Source organism: Myxococcus sp. AM009 (assembly GCF_013372605.1).
Classification (GTDB): domain Bacteria; phylum Myxococcota; class Myxococcia; order Myxococcales; family Myxococcaceae; genus Myxococcus; species Myxococcus vastator.
In genome coordinates this window covers 14,841-29,700 of sequence record NZ_JABXEP010000008.1, presented here as the reverse complement: position 1 = coordinate 29,700, position 14,860 = coordinate 14,841, and the positions used below count along the sequence as shown (strand labels likewise).

The 14,860-nt window shown below is 71.0% G+C and carries 17 protein-coding genes; 8 read left to right on the top strand and 9 right to left on the bottom strand.

Translation table 11 applies throughout. From position 1 onward, the window contains the following. The first annotated feature begins 27 nt into the window (after window positions 1-27). Together HV824_RS03680 and HV824_RS03675 are read left to right on the top strand one after the other, a co-directional pair. Window positions 28-1,035 (top strand): hypothetical protein, encoded by a 1,008-nt coding sequence (locus HV824_RS03680; protein WP_255207737.1) that lies wholly within the window; start codon window positions 28-30, stop codon window positions 1,033-1,035. Further along, on the top strand, window positions 1,035-3,821 hold the full coding sequence (locus HV824_RS03675) for a DUF4105 domain-containing protein (protein WP_176422667.1): 2,787 nt from the start codon (window positions 1,035-1,037) through the stop codon (window positions 3,819-3,821). Before HV824_RS03680 ends, HV824_RS03675 begins: the two co-directional genes overlap by 1 nt. Here the strand turns inward: HV824_RS03675 and HV824_RS03670 are convergent. Then, window positions 3,763-4,287 carry a hypothetical protein gene (locus HV824_RS03670; RefSeq protein ID WP_176415844.1) on the bottom strand — a complete coding sequence of 175 codons (525 nt, stop codon included), beginning with the start codon at window positions 4,285-4,287 and terminating at the stop codon, window positions 3,763-3,765. The two genes, HV824_RS03675 and HV824_RS03670, sit on opposite strands and share 59 nt — an antisense overlap. A 269-nt stretch (window positions 4,288-4,556) precedes the next feature. On the opposite strand from HV824_RS03670, the gene HV824_RS36855 reads away from it, so the two are divergent. Continuing rightward, window positions 4,557-5,072 carry a hypothetical protein gene (locus HV824_RS36855; protein ID WP_217917065.1) on the top strand — a complete coding sequence of 172 codons (516 nt, stop codon included), beginning with the start codon at window positions 4,557-4,559 and terminating at the stop codon, window positions 5,070-5,072. Window positions 5,073-5,098: 26 nt separating this feature from the next. Here HV824_RS36855 and HV824_RS03660 read toward each other — a convergent pair whose 3' ends face one another. Together HV824_RS03660 and HV824_RS03655 are read right to left on the bottom strand one after the other, a co-directional pair. Continuing rightward, on the bottom strand, window positions 5,099-5,773 hold the full coding sequence (locus HV824_RS03660) for a dienelactone hydrolase family protein (RefSeq protein ID WP_176415842.1): 675 nt from the start codon (window positions 5,771-5,773) through the stop codon (window positions 5,099-5,101). Window positions 5,774-5,823: 50 nt separating this feature from the next. Beyond that, window positions 5,824-6,540: a class I SAM-dependent methyltransferase gene (locus HV824_RS03655; RefSeq protein WP_176422665.1), complete on the bottom strand. Its 717-nt coding sequence runs from the start codon at window positions 6,538-6,540 to the stop codon at window positions 5,824-5,826. A 126-nt stretch (window positions 6,541-6,666) separates the two neighbouring features. Between HV824_RS03655 and HV824_RS03650 the strand changes: the two genes are divergently transcribed. From HV824_RS03650 to HV824_RS03630, 5 genes are all read left to right on the top strand, one after another. Further along, window positions 6,667-7,098, top strand: coding sequence for a hypothetical protein (locus HV824_RS03650; RefSeq protein WP_255207736.1), 432 nt, complete (start codon window positions 6,667-6,669; stop codon window positions 7,096-7,098). Window positions 7,099-7,219: 121 nt separating this feature from the next. Beyond that, the gene (locus tag HV824_RS03645) at window positions 7,220-7,945 is read left to right on the top strand and encodes an SDR family oxidoreductase (RefSeq protein WP_176422664.1); all 726 of its coding nucleotides are present in this window, start codon (window positions 7,220-7,222) and stop codon (window positions 7,943-7,945) included. After that, complete coding sequence (locus HV824_RS03640) at window positions 7,942-8,781, top strand: dihydroneopterin aldolase (protein WP_176422663.1); 840 nt, start codon at window positions 7,942-7,944, stop codon at window positions 8,779-8,781. Before HV824_RS03645 ends, HV824_RS03640 begins: the two co-directional genes overlap by 4 nt. Beyond that, the gene (locus HV824_RS03635; protein ID WP_176422662.1) at window positions 8,778-9,557 is read left to right on the top strand and encodes an SDR family oxidoreductase; all 780 of its coding nucleotides are present in this window, start codon (window positions 8,778-8,780) and stop codon (window positions 9,555-9,557) included. The genes HV824_RS03640 and HV824_RS03635 overlap by 4 nt, the downstream gene beginning before the upstream one ends. Before the next feature lie 40 nt (window positions 9,558-9,597). Then, window positions 9,598-10,347: a queuosine precursor transporter gene (locus HV824_RS03630; protein WP_176415836.1), complete on the top strand. Its 750-nt coding sequence runs from the start codon at window positions 9,598-9,600 to the stop codon at window positions 10,345-10,347. Between the two features lie 17 nt (window positions 10,348-10,364). On the opposite strand, the gene HV824_RS03625 is transcribed toward HV824_RS03630, so the two are convergent. The 6 genes from HV824_RS03625 to queD all read right to left on the bottom strand — a co-directional run bounded on the left by HV824_RS03625 (window position 10,365) and on the right by queD (window position 14,741). Further along, complete coding sequence (locus HV824_RS03625) at window positions 10,365-11,273, bottom strand: alpha/beta fold hydrolase (RefSeq protein WP_176415835.1); 909 nt, start codon at window positions 11,271-11,273, stop codon at window positions 10,365-10,367. After that, a complete protein-coding gene (locus HV824_RS03620) occupies window positions 11,270-12,394 on the bottom strand; it encodes an alpha/beta fold hydrolase (RefSeq protein ID WP_176415834.1) in 1,125 nt (374 codons plus the stop codon). The genes HV824_RS03625 and HV824_RS03620 overlap by 4 nt, the downstream gene beginning before the upstream one ends. Before the next feature lies 1 nt (window position 12,395). Beyond that, window positions 12,396-12,833, bottom strand: a complete 438-nt coding sequence (locus HV824_RS03615) for a hypothetical protein (RefSeq protein ID WP_176422661.1) — start codon at window positions 12,831-12,833, stop codon at window positions 12,396-12,398. Window positions 12,834-12,884: 51 nt separating this feature from the next. Then, window positions 12,885-13,448 (bottom strand): Uma2 family endonuclease, encoded by a 564-nt coding sequence (locus tag HV824_RS03610; protein ID WP_255207745.1) that lies wholly within the window; start codon window positions 13,446-13,448, stop codon window positions 12,885-12,887. A 138-nt stretch (window positions 13,449-13,586) separates the two neighbouring features. Beyond that, the gene (gene ydfG / locus HV824_RS03605) at window positions 13,587-14,336 is read right to left on the bottom strand and encodes a bifunctional NADP-dependent 3-hydroxy acid dehydrogenase/3-hydroxypropionate dehydrogenase YdfG (protein WP_176422659.1); all 750 of its coding nucleotides are present in this window, start codon (window positions 14,334-14,336) and stop codon (window positions 13,587-13,589) included. A 42-nt stretch (window positions 14,337-14,378) separates the two neighbouring features. Beyond that, window positions 14,379-14,741, bottom strand: a complete 363-nt coding sequence (gene queD, locus HV824_RS03600) for a 6-carboxytetrahydropterin synthase QueD (protein WP_176415830.1) — start codon at window positions 14,739-14,741, stop codon at window positions 14,379-14,381. Between the last annotated feature and the right edge of the window lie 119 nt (window positions 14,742-14,860).

The following is a 14,860-nucleotide window of genomic DNA, read 5'->3' as shown; positions in this document are numbered from 1 at the left end:
ACGGATGGACACCTGGAAATGCGTTCAATGACGACGAAGAAGTCCGTGAAGCGCGCGTTGTGCATGGCGGTGGTGATGACCGTCTCCGGTTGCAGGGCGCCCGCTGCGTTGGGGCCCGGGGGCGGCATGAGCGCTTCGGAGGGCTCCGACTCCGGCGCTTCGTCCGAGGGCTCCAACTCCGGCGCTTCGTCCGAGGGCTCCGACTCCGGCGCATCGTCCGAGGGCTCGGGTGAATCGAGCCAGTCGGACTCGGGTGCGTCGTCGGAGGGCTCGGGCGACTCCAGCCAGTCGGAGTCGAGTGGCTCCAGTGGTGAGGAGGGCTCCAGCCAGTCGGAGTCGAGTGGCTCCAGTGGTGAGGAAGGCTCCAGCCAGTCGGAGTCGAGCGGTTCCAGCGAAGAGGGCTCCAGTCACTCCGAGTCGAGCGGCTCCAGCGAGGAAGGCGCGAGCCACTCCGAGTCGAGCGACAACGAGTCCACGGAGGTCGCCTCCCGAAGCTCCGAGGAAGGTGGAACGAGCGAGGGCTCGGCTGGAACGGAGAAGGCGGACGGCGAGGCGTCGCGCTCCCGCAGCGACAACAGCAGCCAGTCGAACAACAACGACGTGGCGTCCGCGGTGACGGTGGCCGCGTTGGTGGTGGGGCTCGGCATCATCATCTGGCAGGCGTATGCCGCGGCGGAGCGGCGGCGCCGAGGGGTGTCTCCGAAAGAGGCGGGTCGCGCGGCCCAGGTGTACCTGCGGGCGCGCACGCACCAGCTCCGTGAGGACCTCGCGCTGGGCGCGGGGCCGACGGTGGAGGACCTGGCGGCGGCGGCGCGCATCCGCCGTGAGCACCTGGGGCTCTTCGGGCGCGTGCTGCGCGCGAACCGGAAGGAGCTGCTGGAGATGGCCGAGGCGAGCACCCTCACTCCGGACCGCGCGCTCGCGTGGCTGGAGCGGGTGGGCGAGCTGGCTCGGGCCGAGCCTCGGTTGGAGGAAGATCGCCGCGCGTTCCTCGCGGCACCGGCCCTGGAGGGCACCGCGACGGTGGCGCACTGATGCGCTGGCTGGGGCTGCTGGCGCTCGTCTTCGCGCTGCCGGTGCACGCCGAAGAGGCCCTGTCCGCGCGCGTCCATGCGCTGAACCAAGCGGGCGTGGTGCTGCGGGGCGCCGCCGCGACCAGCGCGGACCTGGTGACGGAGGTGGAGGCGGGGCTGGCGGCCCTGCCTCCGGCGATGCGGCGTCCACCCGGTGGCCCCCTGGAGCTGGTGCTGCACGCGGAGGCCGCGCCGCTGGGCCTGGGCGATGGCTCCCCCGCGCGCCCGGACTGGACGGAGGGCCGCGCGCGGTTCCACCTCTACCAGTACGCCCCGTCGGACGAGCGCCGGGCCACGCTGCGCCTGTCTCGGCTGACGGACGCGGAGTCAGCGCGGCTGTGGCGCCGGCGCGCGGTGGTGCACGCGGTGATGCAGCGCTGGGATGACGCGAAGGGCTGGAGCGGCACCCCGGCCTGGCGCCGGCTGTCGGGTTGGCTGAAGCCCTTCGAGCGGCCCCTGGTGTGGAAGGAGGAGGTCCGCCTGCGCTACGCCGGCGCCTTCAGCCGCGCCATGGGCCAGCGCAGCGCCTCGTTGGATTGGGTGACGTTCGCGGAGGAGCTGCTCGTGCCCGTGGAGTCCCTGCGCGCGGACGCGCTGCCGGTGGATGACCACGTCCGCTGCCAGGAGTTCTCCAAGGCCCGCGCGCTGACGGAGCAGTTGGAGGCGTCGGGCCTGGGCACGCTGCCCCCGCGCGGTGACTGCCCCGCCTTCGACGCCTGGGCGGAGCTGGAGTCCCTGTCGCACTTCGAGGTGCTGCTGGTGGCCTCCACCGGCCGCCAGCCGGAGTCCCTCTTCGGACACCTGCTGCTGCGCCCCGTGTGGCGCGAGGGCGAGGTGCCACGCGGGCCCACCTTCGAGCGGGTGGTTCAGCTGGTGGCGCTGACCGGCATGGAGTCCAAGGGCCTGGGCTACGTGGTGAAGGGAATGACGGGGGCCTACGACACCGTCTTCCTCACGGGGACGATGGGCGACCTGTCCCACGAGGCGCTGGAGCTGGAGCAGCGCTCCATCCGCCGCTTCCGCCTGCGCCTGAAGCCCGGCGAGGACGCGCGGATGCTGGAGCGGGTGTGGGAGCTCGAGCGCCGTGGGTACATGGGCTACTACTTCTTCACGGACAACTGCGCGAGCGCGCTCGTCTTCCTGCTCAACGGCGCGCTGGAGGGCGGGCGGCAGCTTCGTCCTCCCGGCACGCTCTGGGTCCTGCCCACCGCGACGCTGGACACCCTGGCCCGGGTGCAGGTGGAGGGACCAGGGGGCGAGACGTCCTCCCTCCTGGAGCACATCCCGGATGCGTTCGAGTCCACGGGGGACCGCGCGGTGCGCGCGCACTCGGCGCAGCAGGAGGCCCTGGACGCGCTGGCCGGGCATGTCGGCGCCGATGAACTCGCGCGTCTTGGGGGCGTGCATGCCCGGCTGGCGTCGCCGGAGCCACAGGTTCGCGCCCGGGCCTATGACGACCTGCCCGGCGTGGTGGCCGCGCTGATGCACTCGGCGAAGACGGCGTCTCGCGACACGGTCCGCGCGCACCTGCATGCCTTCGTGGCGCACGCGGTGCGGGTGGATCGTGCCGCGGTGGACCGGGCCGACGGCGAGCGGCTGCGTATCGAGCGCGAGCGGCTGCTCGCGGTGAAGGTGCCGGTGGCGGGCTCCGCGCGGGCCGGTATCGCCGAGCGCCAGCGCGTCTTCGAGACCGAGGACGCGCTCCAGCGGCGGCTCGCGGTGCTGGACCGCGTCACCCTGCTGAAGGACGCGCTGGCCTCCGCGGAGCGCCGTCCACCCACGCCCGAGGAGCTGCGGACGCTGGTGTGGGCCGAGCGCACCGAGGCCACCTTCCACCGGGCCACGGAGGTGCAGGGCACGCTCAATGATGGCGTGCTGGCGACCGTGGACCCGGTGGCCTTCCTGCACGAGGACCGGCGCCGCAAGGTGGCGGCGGAGGCGGCGTGGGCGGAAGGCGCGCTGAGGGAGTCCGGGGCGGGGCGGATGATGGTGGCCCTGGGCGTGGACTTTCCCGAAGGGGCCGCGGCCCGGCCCCTGGTGGGGCTGCGCACGGCGGGCATGGCCGAGGCCCTGGGCGATGCGCGGCTCCACGGCTTCCAGCCGAGCAGTGAGCTGCGGGTGCTCGATGGCGAGCTGTTCCTCCTCCCGCGGTGGGGGCTGCCGAAGGTGGTGGCCTCGGACCTGACGCTGTTGGGCTACCGCACGCTGCTGCGCGAGCTCCCCCAGTTCCGTGACTCCGTCTGGGATTCGCTCGGCTGGGGTGCCGAGGCCCGCGTGGCGTCGAGCGACGCGCGCCTGCTGCGCTATCGCGCATCGGTGCAGGCGGAGGCGTTGATGGTGCTGGACGAGGACGCGCGCTTCTCTCGCTTCACCACGGTGGGCGTGGGCGGCCTGGCCGCGGTGCACTGGAACCGGGAGGGGCTGACGCCGGCCGCGGGGCCGCGCCTGTCCCTGGCGCATCGGATGGGGCTGTTCGGCTCGGGCGCCAACGCGGTGCGGCTGGAGGCGGCCTACGCGCCCACCTGGCGGGTGGGGGACACACACTTCACCCATGAGGCGGGCGCGGCGCTTCAATTGGAGGTGTGGTTGGGCCGCGCGGGGCCCTTCGGCGTGCTCCTCACGCCCCGCGCGCAGGTCCGGTGGGAGGGGGCGATTGCGCCCACGCCCCACTGGGAAGCCCTGTCGCCTTCTACGTGGTTGGCCGGCTCGGCGGAGCGGCGTCTGGCGCTCGGGTTCGAGGTGCGCTGACGGAGGCGGGCTCGCCGATGCTGTAGCGCGTCCAGAACGGGTGGCTGATGGCCCCCGTCACCGCGCCGATGAAGAGTCCGATGACGTAGAGCGCCGTGTACCCCCAGAAGCCCAGGCCATAGAAGAGGTGGCTCTGGGTCGCCATACCGATGAAGATCAAGAAGGCGAGGGCGGTGGGCACCGCGACGGCGGAGAGGGCGGCCGCGCCGAGCGCGCGCGGCAGCCTGCGCGCGTGGAAGCCGCCGAAGGTGCCGGCCATGAGCCCGTTGAACAGGGGCAGGAAGAACAGGGCCAGGCTGGTGAGCGCCATCACCAGCGTGCTCACGATGAACCGGTTGTGGACCGGATTGATGGTGTCTGGCTTGAAGGTCAGGTCCGCCGGTATCTCCCGGTAGATGTATTCGTAGCGCGGCTTGGGACCGGCGAGGGCCTTCTCCGGGTCCTGTGTCAGGATGCGCTCGGGCATGTCTGGCTCCCTTCCTCGGGGGCGAATCAACGTGTGCCTGATGGTCATGAGGTTGTGACGCCAGCGGGGATGCGGAAGGGCCGCTGGCCGCATCGAGGGGCGGGCCACCTGCCGGGCGCTGGAATCCCCCCCCTCCGGAATACTCGCGGAGTCCCTGGATACCGGAGCCAGGGGGAGCCGAAGATGCGCGCCGGACTTGGCGGACGGTGGCCTCCGGCTATGCTGCCGCGCCCGGCTGCACCCCCATCCCTGCCCGTACGGAATTTCCCATGAGCTTTCGCCGCAAACTGCTGACCCTCGCCCTTGCCTCTTCCTCCCTGCTGGCCGCCTGCGTCGTGCAGCGTCCGTTCTATCGCGACGTCGTCCAGCCCGCGGGCTCCTCGGTGACGGCCGGTACCCCGGTGGACCTCATCGTCCTGGACTCGGACACCAACCAGCCCGTGAAGGGCGCCAAGGTGCTCTGGGGCGAGGACTACCGTTCGCGCGAGTCCTACGTCACGGACGAGGAGGGCCGGGTGTCCTTCGACGTGACGCCGGAGCTCCTGAAGGAGAACCCGCTGGTGGAGGTGGTGCTGCCCAAGGGCGTTCAGGGCTACCGCCTGCAGGTGGTACCGGCGGTGGATGCCGCCGCGCCCGAGGCGCCGGAGGCCCCTGCTGCTCCCGCGGCCCCTGTCGCTCCCGCGGCCCCTGCTGCTCCCGCGGCCCCTGTCGCTCCCGAGGCTCCCGCCGTGCCGGAGACGCCGGCGACGGAGGCTCCCGCCGCGGCGCCTGAAGCCGGCAACTGAGTCCGTTCCCTCCTTCCGCGCGAGGCTCAGCCGAGCTTCGCGTGGAGGAAGTCCACGGTGCGCTGCCACGCCTTCGCGGCGTTGTCCGGTGAGTAGACCTCCGGACGCGTGTCATTGAAGAAGGCGTGCTGGGCGTCGTAGCGGTGAAGCTCCACGGGGACGCCGCCGCTCTTCAGCTTCTTCTCCAGCGCGTCCACCCGCTCCGGCGAGCACCAGTCGTCATTCGTCGCGAAGTGCCCCAGCACGGGCGCGCGGATGCGCGACACGTCCGCTGCCTCCTCCGGTGGAATGCCGTAGAAGGGCACGGCGGCGTCGAGCCCCGGCTCATTCGCGGCGGCCAGCAACGTCAGCGCGCCGCCCATGCAGAAGCCCATGATGGCCACCTTGGTCCCGGGCTTTCGCGCGCGCAGCGCCTCCACCGCGGCGCGCAGGTCCGCCGTGGCCTTGCCCCAGTCCAGGGACTTCAGCATCGCATTCGCCTCGTTGGCGTCCTTCGTCACGCGGCCTTCGTAGAGGTCCACCGCGAAGACGGTGAACCCTTCGCGCGCCAGCCGGTCCGCCACGTCGCGCGTGTGCCCGTTGAGGCCCCAGTACTCGTGGATGAGCACCACCGCTCCGGGCGCGTCGCCCTTCGGGGCTTCACTCAGATAGCCCGCCAGTGACTGGCCCTGCTTGCCGGTGAGCTGCGTCTGTCCTGTCATGGCTTCATCCTCGCGAGAGAGTGGAAGGGGGGCGCAGCTTAACGGCCGATTCAGCGTTTGGTGGCGATGACGGTGCTCAGCACGGAGAAGGGCTCTGGCATCAGGCCGTCGCGCACCTCGACGGTGAAGCCCTCCGCTTCGAGCAGCGCGCGGGCCCGGGGCACCAGGAACGTCAGGTAGTACATGACGAAGGGCGGCTTCCACAGCGCGTTGCGCGCGCGCATGGCGGCGTTGAAGCCCTTGGCCATCCAGTAGCCCGGGCGGAGCTTCGACGGCGGGTGCGCGGTGACGAAGAGGAAGCGGCCTCCGGGACGCAGCGCGCGGGCGATGCCACGCACGAGCCTGGGCTCGTCCTCTTCGAGGATGTGCCCGAAGGCGCCGAAGCTGGTGACGACGTCGAACACGCCGTCGAAGGGAAGCGCCAGCGCGTCGCCCTGGATGAACTCCAACGCAGCGGTGCCCGGCGCCCGCGCGAGCTGCAGGCGGGCCTCGTCGAGCATGCCCTGGCTGAGGTCGAAGCCCACCACGCGCTCCCGCGCGAGCGGGCGCAAGAAGCGCATGGCCGCGCCGGTGCCGCAGCACACGTCCAGCGCGCTGCCGACGCTGCCGGGCGCGCCCAGCTGGGCCATGGCGGCCTCGAGCACCGCATCTGGCGTTCGAAAGGGCGTGTACTCGAACTTGGGCGCGAGCAGGTCGTAGCCGTGCTCGATGGACGTGAGGGCCTGCGCGGCCAGCTCCCGGAGGGTGGGGCCCTTGCGGTGGAACATGGTGTCTGGGGGTGTATCGCACCCACACCGGCCCCTCCCTCTGAAAATGCGGCTGGTATCGGGCATTGAATGTTCCGCCGGGTGCCCCGTCAGAAGGTTCAAGCAGGACGACGGAGGAGGACGACAATGGCGCTCAAGACGGGTCTCGCGGTGCTGGCTTTCGGAATGATGTTCCTCGGCTCCACGGCCGCGCATGCGAAGGACGACCACGAGAAGTCGCGGTTCTCCCAGCAGCACCGGCATGACGGCCGCGGCGGCAACTTCGGTGTCCACGTCGACGTCCGCCGCCACCCGGGGCCGGCGCCGCTGCCGCCGCCGCACGCTCGGGGCCGCTACGAACTGCAGACGGTGAACCGCTGGGTGCAGGGCCGCAACGAGCGCGTGTGGGTCCCCCAGGTGTGCCGCGAGCGCAACAACCGCCGCTCGCGGGTGACCCGGTGCACCGGTGGCTTCTACGAGCAGCGCTGGGTGCCGGCCCGCTACGAGCCGGTCCAGGAGTGGGTGTGGGTGGCCTACGCGCCGGGCCGGGTGCACATGGCCAGCGCCGGCCGCCGCTAGACGCTTCGAGTATCGGGGGACCGCGCCGCGGGCGCGCCGGGATACGGGGGTAGCCCGGCGCGCTTCGCGGCAGCAGGTCCGCAGTGCCTTTCCTCGCAGGGCCTGTTAGTGAATGCGCCGCATGGCGACCGCATTCATCACCGGGGCTGGTATCCGCATCGGCGGCGCGGTGGCTCGGGCGCTTGGGTGCGCGGGCTATGACCTGGCGCTCCATGCGAACCGCTCCCTTGAGCCGCTGGAAACACTGGCGGATGAACTCCGAGGCCTCGGCCGCCGCGTCACCCTGCACGCCGCCGACCTGAGCCGCCCGGAGGCCGTGGACTCCCTGGCCGCGCAAGTGCGTGATGCGTGGCCCGCGCTGGACGTGGTGGTCCACAACGCGGGCCTCTTCGAGCGCACCGACTTCGCCGCCATCTCCCGTGACCAGTACCGCGCCATGATGGCGGTGAACCTGGACGCGCCCTTCTTCCTCACCCAGGCCCTGCTCCCCGCGCTGCGCGCTGGCAAGGACCCGTTGGTGGTGCACCTCACCGACGTCGGTGGGGAGCGGCCGGTGAGCCACTACGCGCACTATTCGGTGAGCAAGGCGGGCCTCATCATGCTCACCCGCGCGCTGGCGGTGGAGCTGGCCCCGCACATCCGCGTCAACGCCGTGTCACCCGGCACGGTGGCCTTCCCCGAGGACTTCGACGCCGAGGCCCGCGACGCGGTGCTGCGCCGCATCCCCATGGGGCGCGAGGGCACCGTCGAGGACATCGCCCGCACCGTCGTCTTCCTCGCCCGCGAGGCGCCGTACATCACCGGGCAGGTCATCGCCGTCGATGGCGGCAGGAGCGCACAGCTATGAGCGCGGAGCACGCATTCCACCCTCCCGTCGTCACGACGCCGGACGGCCGGCCGCTGGACGTCATCGAGATGCGGGGACTCACGGTGGACTGCATCGTGGGCATCTTCAACCGGGAGCGCCTCGCGGCCCAGCCGCTGCGGCTGGACGTGGCCCTGTTCCTGGACACCCGCGCCGCCGCGGTGGGCGGCAGGCTGGCGCACACGGTGAACTACGGCCGGCTCGCGGGGGAGCTGCGCTTCCTTCTAGAGGCCTGTCGCTTCGAGCTGCTGGAGTCCGCCGTCGAGACGGTGTGCCGCTACGTGCTGGCGCCGCCCACCGACGATGTCCCGCGCGCGCAGGTCCACGCGGCCACGGTGCGGGTGACGAAGCCGCTGGCGCTGGGGGGGCTGGCGGTGCCGTCGCTCCAGATTCACCGCACGGCCGCGGAGATGGTGTACGGCCGGGAGGAGAAGGGCTTTGGCCGCGTGGACATCATCCACGAGGGCGCGGGCTATGGCGTCTACCGGCTGCGGGTGAAGCCGGGAGGCTGCATCCCCACGCACGTGCACCAGCAGATGGAGGAGAGCGAGCTGGTGCTGGGCTCGGGGCTGCTGCTCCAGTTCAAGCCGGTGGTCCGGGGCATGGCCTTCAACTGGCCGCGCGGCTTCCTGCACCGCTACGACAATCCATCATCCACGGAGCAGACGGTGCTCTGTGTGGACAGGCCGGGCTTCATCCCGTCGGACGAGGTGGAGACCGAGCCGCCGCCGGAGGGGCTGCTGCCCATCACCGGCCACTCCTATTACCCGCTGGATGAGCCCGCGGCGCCGGGCTCTCCCGCGGAGCACCAGCCGTGAGTGAGGTGGGCACGCGCAAGGTGCTCGTCACGGGCGGCGGGACAGGCATTGGCCGCGCGGTGGCGGAGGCCCTGCTTCGCGCGGGGGGCCAGGTGGTGGTGTCGGGCCGGCGCGCGGAGGTGCTGGAGTCGCTGACGCGGGCGTGGCCGGGACAGGCCTTCGCGCTGCCGTGTGATTTGGCCTCGTCGGAAGCCCGCGAGGGGCTGCTGCGCCGTGCCGCAGGACTGCTGGGGGGGCTGGACGGCTTCGTCCACAGCGCGGGGCAGGTGGTGCACCAGCCGCCGGGCCACATCGGCGAGGACGCGCTGCGCGCGCAGCTCGAGGTGAATCTCATCGCGCCGCTGCGGCTGGGAGAGCAGGCGCTGGAGGTGTTGGAGGAGGGTGGAGCGCAGGTGTTCATCGCGTCCACGCTGGCCACGCGGCCCGTCGTCACCAGTGCGGTGTACAGCGCGGCGAAGGCGGGGCTCCTTCAGGTGATGAAGGTGCTGGCGTTGGCGGGCGCGGCGCGAGGCGTGCGGGCCAGCGCGGTGCTGCCGGGCGTGGTGGAGACGGACATGGTGCGCGAGGTGCGCCTGGCGCCTGGCGAGGGGCCGCTGTCCGAGCCCGAGTACGCGCGGCGGCAGGAGGCCCAGCTCGCGGGGCTGCGGGCGCTGCATCCACTCGGACGGCTGGGGCGCCCCGAGGACGTGGCCGAGGCGGTGCGCTACCTGCTGGGCGCGACGTGGATTTCCGGTACCGAATTGGTGCTGGATGGGGGGCTACTGCTGCGGGAGTGAGGCGCGGTAAGACGCGGCCTCGGCTCACAAGGACGATGGAATGCTCATCGACAGACGGCTTCAGCTCTTCGTGGTGTTGGCGGGGGTGTTCGTCACCTCGCTGGTGGTGGGCGACATCATCGGCGTGAAGCTGTTCGAGGCGAAGGTGGGGCCGGTGGTGGCGGTGATGTCCATCGGCATGCTGCCCTTCCCGGTGACGTTCCTCCTCACGGACATCCTCAACGAGTTCTACGGGAAGAGGGCGGCCCGCTTCGTGACGTGGGTGGGCTTCTTCATGGCCATCTTCGCGTTCGTGGTGATTGCCATCGCCGTGCAGGTTCCGTGGGCGCCGCTGACGCGTGCGCCGGACTTCACGGGCGCGGTGGAGGGCTCGTTCAACAACGTCTTCGCCGGCTCGCAGCGCATCCTCGTCGCGTCGATGATTGCGTACCTGGTGGGCCAGTTCTGCGACATCGCCATCTTCAACGGGCTCAAGCGCCTGACGCGCAACCGGCTCTTGTGGGTGCGGGCGACGGGCTCCACGCTGGTGTCGCAGCTCATCGACACGGTGGTGGTGCAGTACGTGGCGTGGACGGGCGTGCTGCCCAACTCCACCATCGTCGACATCATCTACACGTCCTACGTGGTGAAGCTGCTGGTCGCGGTGGGCCTGACGCCCTTCATCTACCTGGGCCACGCCTTCGTCGAGCGCAAGCTGGGCATCGCCCCCGTGGTCCTGGGTGAGAATGGCGAACCCATTGTGCCGCCCGCGCAGCCTGTCACTCCGGAGGAGCAGCCCCGCGCCGCCTGAGCGCGGGGCTCAGCGGCTCAGCTTCCCTGCCGCGCCAGCGGCGTGAGGATGTCCGTCCAGTGGGAGAAGAGGGAGAAGTGCCCGCCGCCCGGGAAGAAGCGGGGCACCGCGCGCGGAAGCCGGTTCGCCAGGTACCGTCCCATCTGCGGCGGGACGATGCTGTCTCCTTCCCAGTACCAGAGGTCCACCTCCGTCCGAATCTCCTCCAGGGGGACGTTCCACGGCTGCGCGAGGATGTGGGCCTCGCGCCGCATGCCCGCCACCCCGTTGCGCGTGGCCTCGTACCGCCAGCCCTGCACCTGCGCGGCGATGCGCGGGTCCGCGAGCACCGCGCGGTCATCCGCCGACGCCTGGGCGCGCAGGCCCGCCAGCGCCCGCGCGGGATTGGCGCGCACCTGCCGGTCATGCATGGCCATCAGCGGATGCAGCAGCCACTCCGGCCACGCGGCCATGGTGTACGCGTTGCGATAGTCCCGGTTCACCCCCGCCATGGCGCCCGGCCGAGCCAGCGGCGCCGCGCCAGAGACCACCGCCGCGCGGGTGATGCGCTCGCCCAGCTTCCAGGCGGACGCGGCGACGTAGGGCCCGCCCGCGGACACGCCGAAGAGGGCGAAGCGGCCAATCCTCAGCGTGTTGGCCAGCTGCTCCAAATCATCGGGGAAGTCGAGCAGCGTGCGCCCGGGCTGGTAGTCCGACAGGCCATAGCCCGGCCGGTCCGGAGTGATGAGGCGCACGCCCAGCGCGTGGGTGAGCCGGTCATCCGGGTGGCGCATGTGGCGCGAGCCCGGGTTGCCGTGGATGAAGAGGACGGGGAGGCCGCTCAAGTCTCCAGACTCGACGTACGCGAGCCGCCGGCCGTCCCGCAGGTGGACGGTGCCTTCGCGGACCTGCACGCCCACGGCTTCGGTTTCGGACGAGACGTTCATGGCTCCATCGGCTTCGAGCGCGCGCCAATCCACGCGGAAATGGAGGGCCACACCTTCGTCGCGCCCTTGCTGGAGGCGGACAGGCCGATGTGGCCCACGGGGTAGCGCCGCGTCTCACAGTCCTGCGAGCTGACCAGGGAGGGCAGCGGCTCGCTCATCGCGGGCGGCGCGATGGTGTCGTGCTCGGCGATGACGTTGAGGATGGCGCACTGGATGCGGCGCAGGTCCACGCGCTCGCCGCCCACTTCCATGAGGCCCTGGGCGAAGAGGTTCTGCTGGTAGCAGTCCTTGATGTACTGCCGGTACACCTCGCCCGGGAAGGGCACGGGGTCCGCGCCCCAGCGCTCCATGGCCAGGAACGTGGTGACGAACTCCGGGTCGTCGATGCGGCGGCACACCTCCAGCCAGCGGGTGAGGCGCTGCACCGGCGCGGCCATGAGGAAGCCGCTCTCCAGCACCGGCGTGGGCACGTTGCCGTAGGCGTCCACCAGCGAGTCCACGTCGAAGTGGCTGGCGGACGTCCACAGCGTGTAGAGGCCGCCCTTGCTGAAGTCCACCGGCGTGGCCTGCGCCACCAGGTTGCGAACGCCCTGGGGGTACAGGGCCGTGTACGCCAGGGCCATGGTGCCGCCCATGCAGTAGCCGTAGAGCGTCAAATCCCGGCTCTTGCTCACGCGCAGCGTCCACCGCACCGCCGTCTGGATGAGCCCGCCGAGCAGGTCATCCCAGGTGAGCCGCTCCTCGTCCTGGCCCGGCACCCCCCAGTCGATGGCGTAGACGTCGTAGCCTTCGCGGGTGAGGTGCTCGATGAGGCTGCGCCCCGGCAGGAAGTCGAGGATGTACCAGCGGTTGATGAGCGAATAGACAATGAGGATGGGCGTGCGGTGGCGCCGGCGCGGGGCCGCGTAGCGCAGCAGCCGCATGCTGCCGCGCGTGTACACGACGGTGTGCGGCGTGGCGCTGATGGGCGGCTCGCGCACGCCCGAGGCCCTCTCGATGAAGGGCTTGAGGTACGGATACGGATTGAAGGGCCGCGACTTGAGCGCGTGCGCGACGGCGCGAGTCAATTCGACCTGGCCGGTGACGAAGGAGCGAAGACGCTGGGGCGTGGACGCGGTCATGTCAGCGGCGGCGCTTGGAGGGCGCGCGCTCCTTGGGCGTGGGCGCGGGGGACTCGGGCTCCGCGCCTTCCTGACGGTGGAGCAGGTCCACCACCAGCTCCAACTGGGTGCCGAGCGCCTCCACCTGGTCATTCATCCGGCGGAGCTGGTCGCGCAGGGTCTCCACCTCGGAGGTGGTGGGCAGGCGCAGGGTGCGCAGCGCGCCTTCCACCAGGCCATTGCGGCGGACGCGGGCGTTGAAGCCCTGCCGCATGAGGGAGCCGCTCACGCGCAGGTACGAGGGGCTCTCGGTGAGCCTGGCGGCCGCGCGGGTGAGGCCCTGCTCGGCGCGGGTGAACACCTTGCCGGTGCGCGTGTCCGGGTGGGTGAGGTGGCCCAGCAGCTTCAGGCCGCGGGCCAGGAGCCCCTGGGACGGCGGCGGTCGTTCCGGATGACTCATGGGCGGACAGGTTAGCCCAACACGCGGCGTTGGGGACGCCGCGGCCAGGGCTCAGCGCTGCCAAAGTGAACCGAGATTCAACTTTTGTGCCTCGAAAGGTTCGGCATGGACAGTGGCGTCGCCGGTGTAGGCGCCCAGCCGCTGCCAGCGCTCGCCCTCCCGCCGGTAGATTTCGAGGAGCTGGATGCGCGGGTCCACGAGCCACAGATGGTTCACGCCCTCGCGGGCGTAGAGCGTCATCTTCCTGGAGCGGTCCAGGGCCTCGGTGGAGAGGGACAGGACGTCACAGAGCCAGTCGGGGGCGAGTTCCACACCCGTTACGTCTGGGAGTTCCGGCATGCGTTCGCGCCGCCACCCGGCGAGGTCTGGCACGAGCACGTTGCCTCCGAGGTGAAGCTCCGGCTCCGGGAGGAAGACCCAGCCTCCGGGCCCCTCTGTGTCAGGCTCCTGGTCGAACGGCCCGAGCTTCTTGCCGAGCCGGAAAGCGGCTCTGCCGTGCATCGTTCGCGGCCGGGGGCTGACGTGCAGCTCACCTTCGATGATTTCCCCGACGACGTTCGGAGGGAGGCGCTCCAACGCCTCGTACACGCGCTCCGGAGGCGACTTGTTACCCATGTCCCCAGAATGCGGCCAGACCGGGGACCTCGCAAGCCGCGCCTCTTCCCGCCCATGGATGGCTTCGCTCATGTGTCGAGCATGCGCCATACCTCTGACATCATCCGGATACTAGAGGACCCTGGAGGTTCACCCGGCTCAGCCCTGCCGCTTCACCGGCAGGGGCCCGAAGGACTGGGACACGGGCATCAGCGACATGACGTTGATATTCACATGCGCGGGCCGCGTGGCCACCCAGTGCACCGCGTCCGCGATGTCCTCGGGCGTCAGCGCCTGGGTGTTGGCGTAGACGGACGCGGCGCGCGTGTCGTCACCCTTGAAGCGGACGTTGGAGAACTCCGTGCCGCCCACCAGCCCTGGCTCGATGTCCGTCACGCGCACGGCGGTGCCATGCAGGTCCGCGCGGAGGTTGAGGCTGAACTGGTGCACGAAGGCCTTGGTGGCGCCGTATACGTTGCCGCCCGGGTAGGGCCACTGCGCCGCCACCGAGCCCATGTTGACGACGTGGCCCCGGTTGCGCGCCACCATGCCGGGCAGCACCGCGTGCGTGCAGTACAGGAGGCCCTTCACGTTGGTGTCCACCATCGTGTCCCAGTCCTCCACGCGCGCCGACTGCGCCAGGTCCAACCCCAGCGCCAGGCCCGCGTTGTTGACCAGCACGTCCACCTCGGCGAAGTCCGCTGGCAGCGAGCGGATGGCCCGCTCCACGGCCTCACGGTCCGTGATGTCGAGCGTCAGGGGGAGCACCCGCTCGCCCAGCTCCGCGCGCAGGGCCTCCAGCCGCTCGGTGCGCCGCCCGGAGGCGATGATTCGCGCGCCGTCCTGGATGAAGCGGCGGGCAATGGCCAGGCCGAATCCCGCGGTGGCCCCGGTAATCAGAACGTTCATGGCAGTCCCCTCGTGGAGCCAGCCCCGCGAGGGCTCGGCTCGTCAGTCGTCTTCGCCTTGATAGATGCAGCCGCTGGTGCACGTCTCGCGGACCACTACCCGGCTGAGCTGGGGCAGGCCCGGACGCAGGCGCTTCCAGATCCACCGTGACAGGTTCTCACTGGTGGGGTTCTCCAGGCCCTCCACCTCATTGAGGTAGTAGTGGTCCAGCTTCAGCCGCACGGGCTCGAAGGCCTCCTTGATGTCCGTGAAGTCCATCACCCACCCGGACTGCTCGCCCACCGGGCCACGCACGTGGACCTCCACCCGGTAACTGTGGCCGTGCAGCCGGCTGCACTTGTGCCCGGGCGGCACGTTGGGAAGCCGGTGCGCGGCTTCGAAGGTGAATTCCTTGAAGATGTCCAAGGTGTCTCCTGACAGCGGGTGGAAGCCGGCTCATATCCCGCGCGCTCCTCCCGACGTCAAGGTACGCCCGCCTCCCTGAAACACCGGCATGTCTCGCCCCGCCGCGCGCCCACGCACCC

Bases quoted from the DNA above. Each gene is read 5' to 3' on its own strand.
- HV824_RS03680 (WP_255207737.1), top strand. From the start codon at position 28: ATGACGACGAAGAAGTCCGTGAAGCGCGCGTTGTGCATGGCGGTGGTG.
- HV824_RS03675 (WP_176422667.1), top strand. From the start codon at position 1,035: ATGCGCTGGCTGGGGCTGCTGGCGCTCGTCTTCGCGCTGCCGGTGCAC.
- HV824_RS03670 (WP_176415844.1), bottom strand. From the start codon at position 4,287: ATGCCCGAGCGCATCCTGACACAGGACCCGGAGAAGGCCCTCGCCGGT.
- HV824_RS36855 (WP_217917065.1), top strand. From the start codon at position 4,557: ATGAGCTTTCGCCGCAAACTGCTGACCCTCGCCCTTGCCTCTTCCTCC.
- HV824_RS03660 (WP_176415842.1), bottom strand. From the start codon at position 5,773: ATGACAGGACAGACGCAGCTCACCGGCAAGCAGGGCCAGTCACTGGCG.
- HV824_RS03655 (WP_176422665.1), bottom strand. From the start codon at position 6,540: ATGTTCCACCGCAAGGGCCCCACCCTCCGGGAGCTGGCCGCGCAGGCC.
- HV824_RS03650 (WP_255207736.1), top strand. From the start codon at position 6,667: ATGGCGCTCAAGACGGGTCTCGCGGTGCTGGCTTTCGGAATGATGTTC.
- HV824_RS03645 (WP_176422664.1), top strand. From the start codon at position 7,220: ATGGCGACCGCATTCATCACCGGGGCTGGTATCCGCATCGGCGGCGCG.
- HV824_RS03640 (WP_176422663.1), top strand. From the start codon at position 7,942: ATGAGCGCGGAGCACGCATTCCACCCTCCCGTCGTCACGACGCCGGAC.
- HV824_RS03630 (WP_176415836.1), top strand. From the start codon at position 9,598: ATGCTCATCGACAGACGGCTTCAGCTCTTCGTGGTGTTGGCGGGGGTG.
- HV824_RS03625 (WP_176415835.1), bottom strand. From the start codon at position 11,273: ATGAACGTCTCGTCCGAAACCGAAGCCGTGGGCGTGCAGGTCCGCGAA.
- HV824_RS03620 (WP_176415834.1), bottom strand. From the start codon at position 12,394: ATGACCGCGTCCACGCCCCAGCGTCTTCGCTCCTTCGTCACCGGCCAG.
- HV824_RS03615 (WP_176422661.1), bottom strand. From the start codon at position 12,833: ATGAGTCATCCGGAACGACCGCCGCCGTCCCAGGGGCTCCTGGCCCGC.
- HV824_RS03610 (WP_255207745.1), bottom strand. From the start codon at position 13,448: ATGGGTAACAAGTCGCCTCCGGAGCGCGTGTACGAGGCGTTGGAGCGC.
- ydfG (WP_176422659.1), bottom strand. From the start codon at position 14,336: ATGAACGTTCTGATTACCGGGGCCACCGCGGGATTCGGCCTGGCCATT.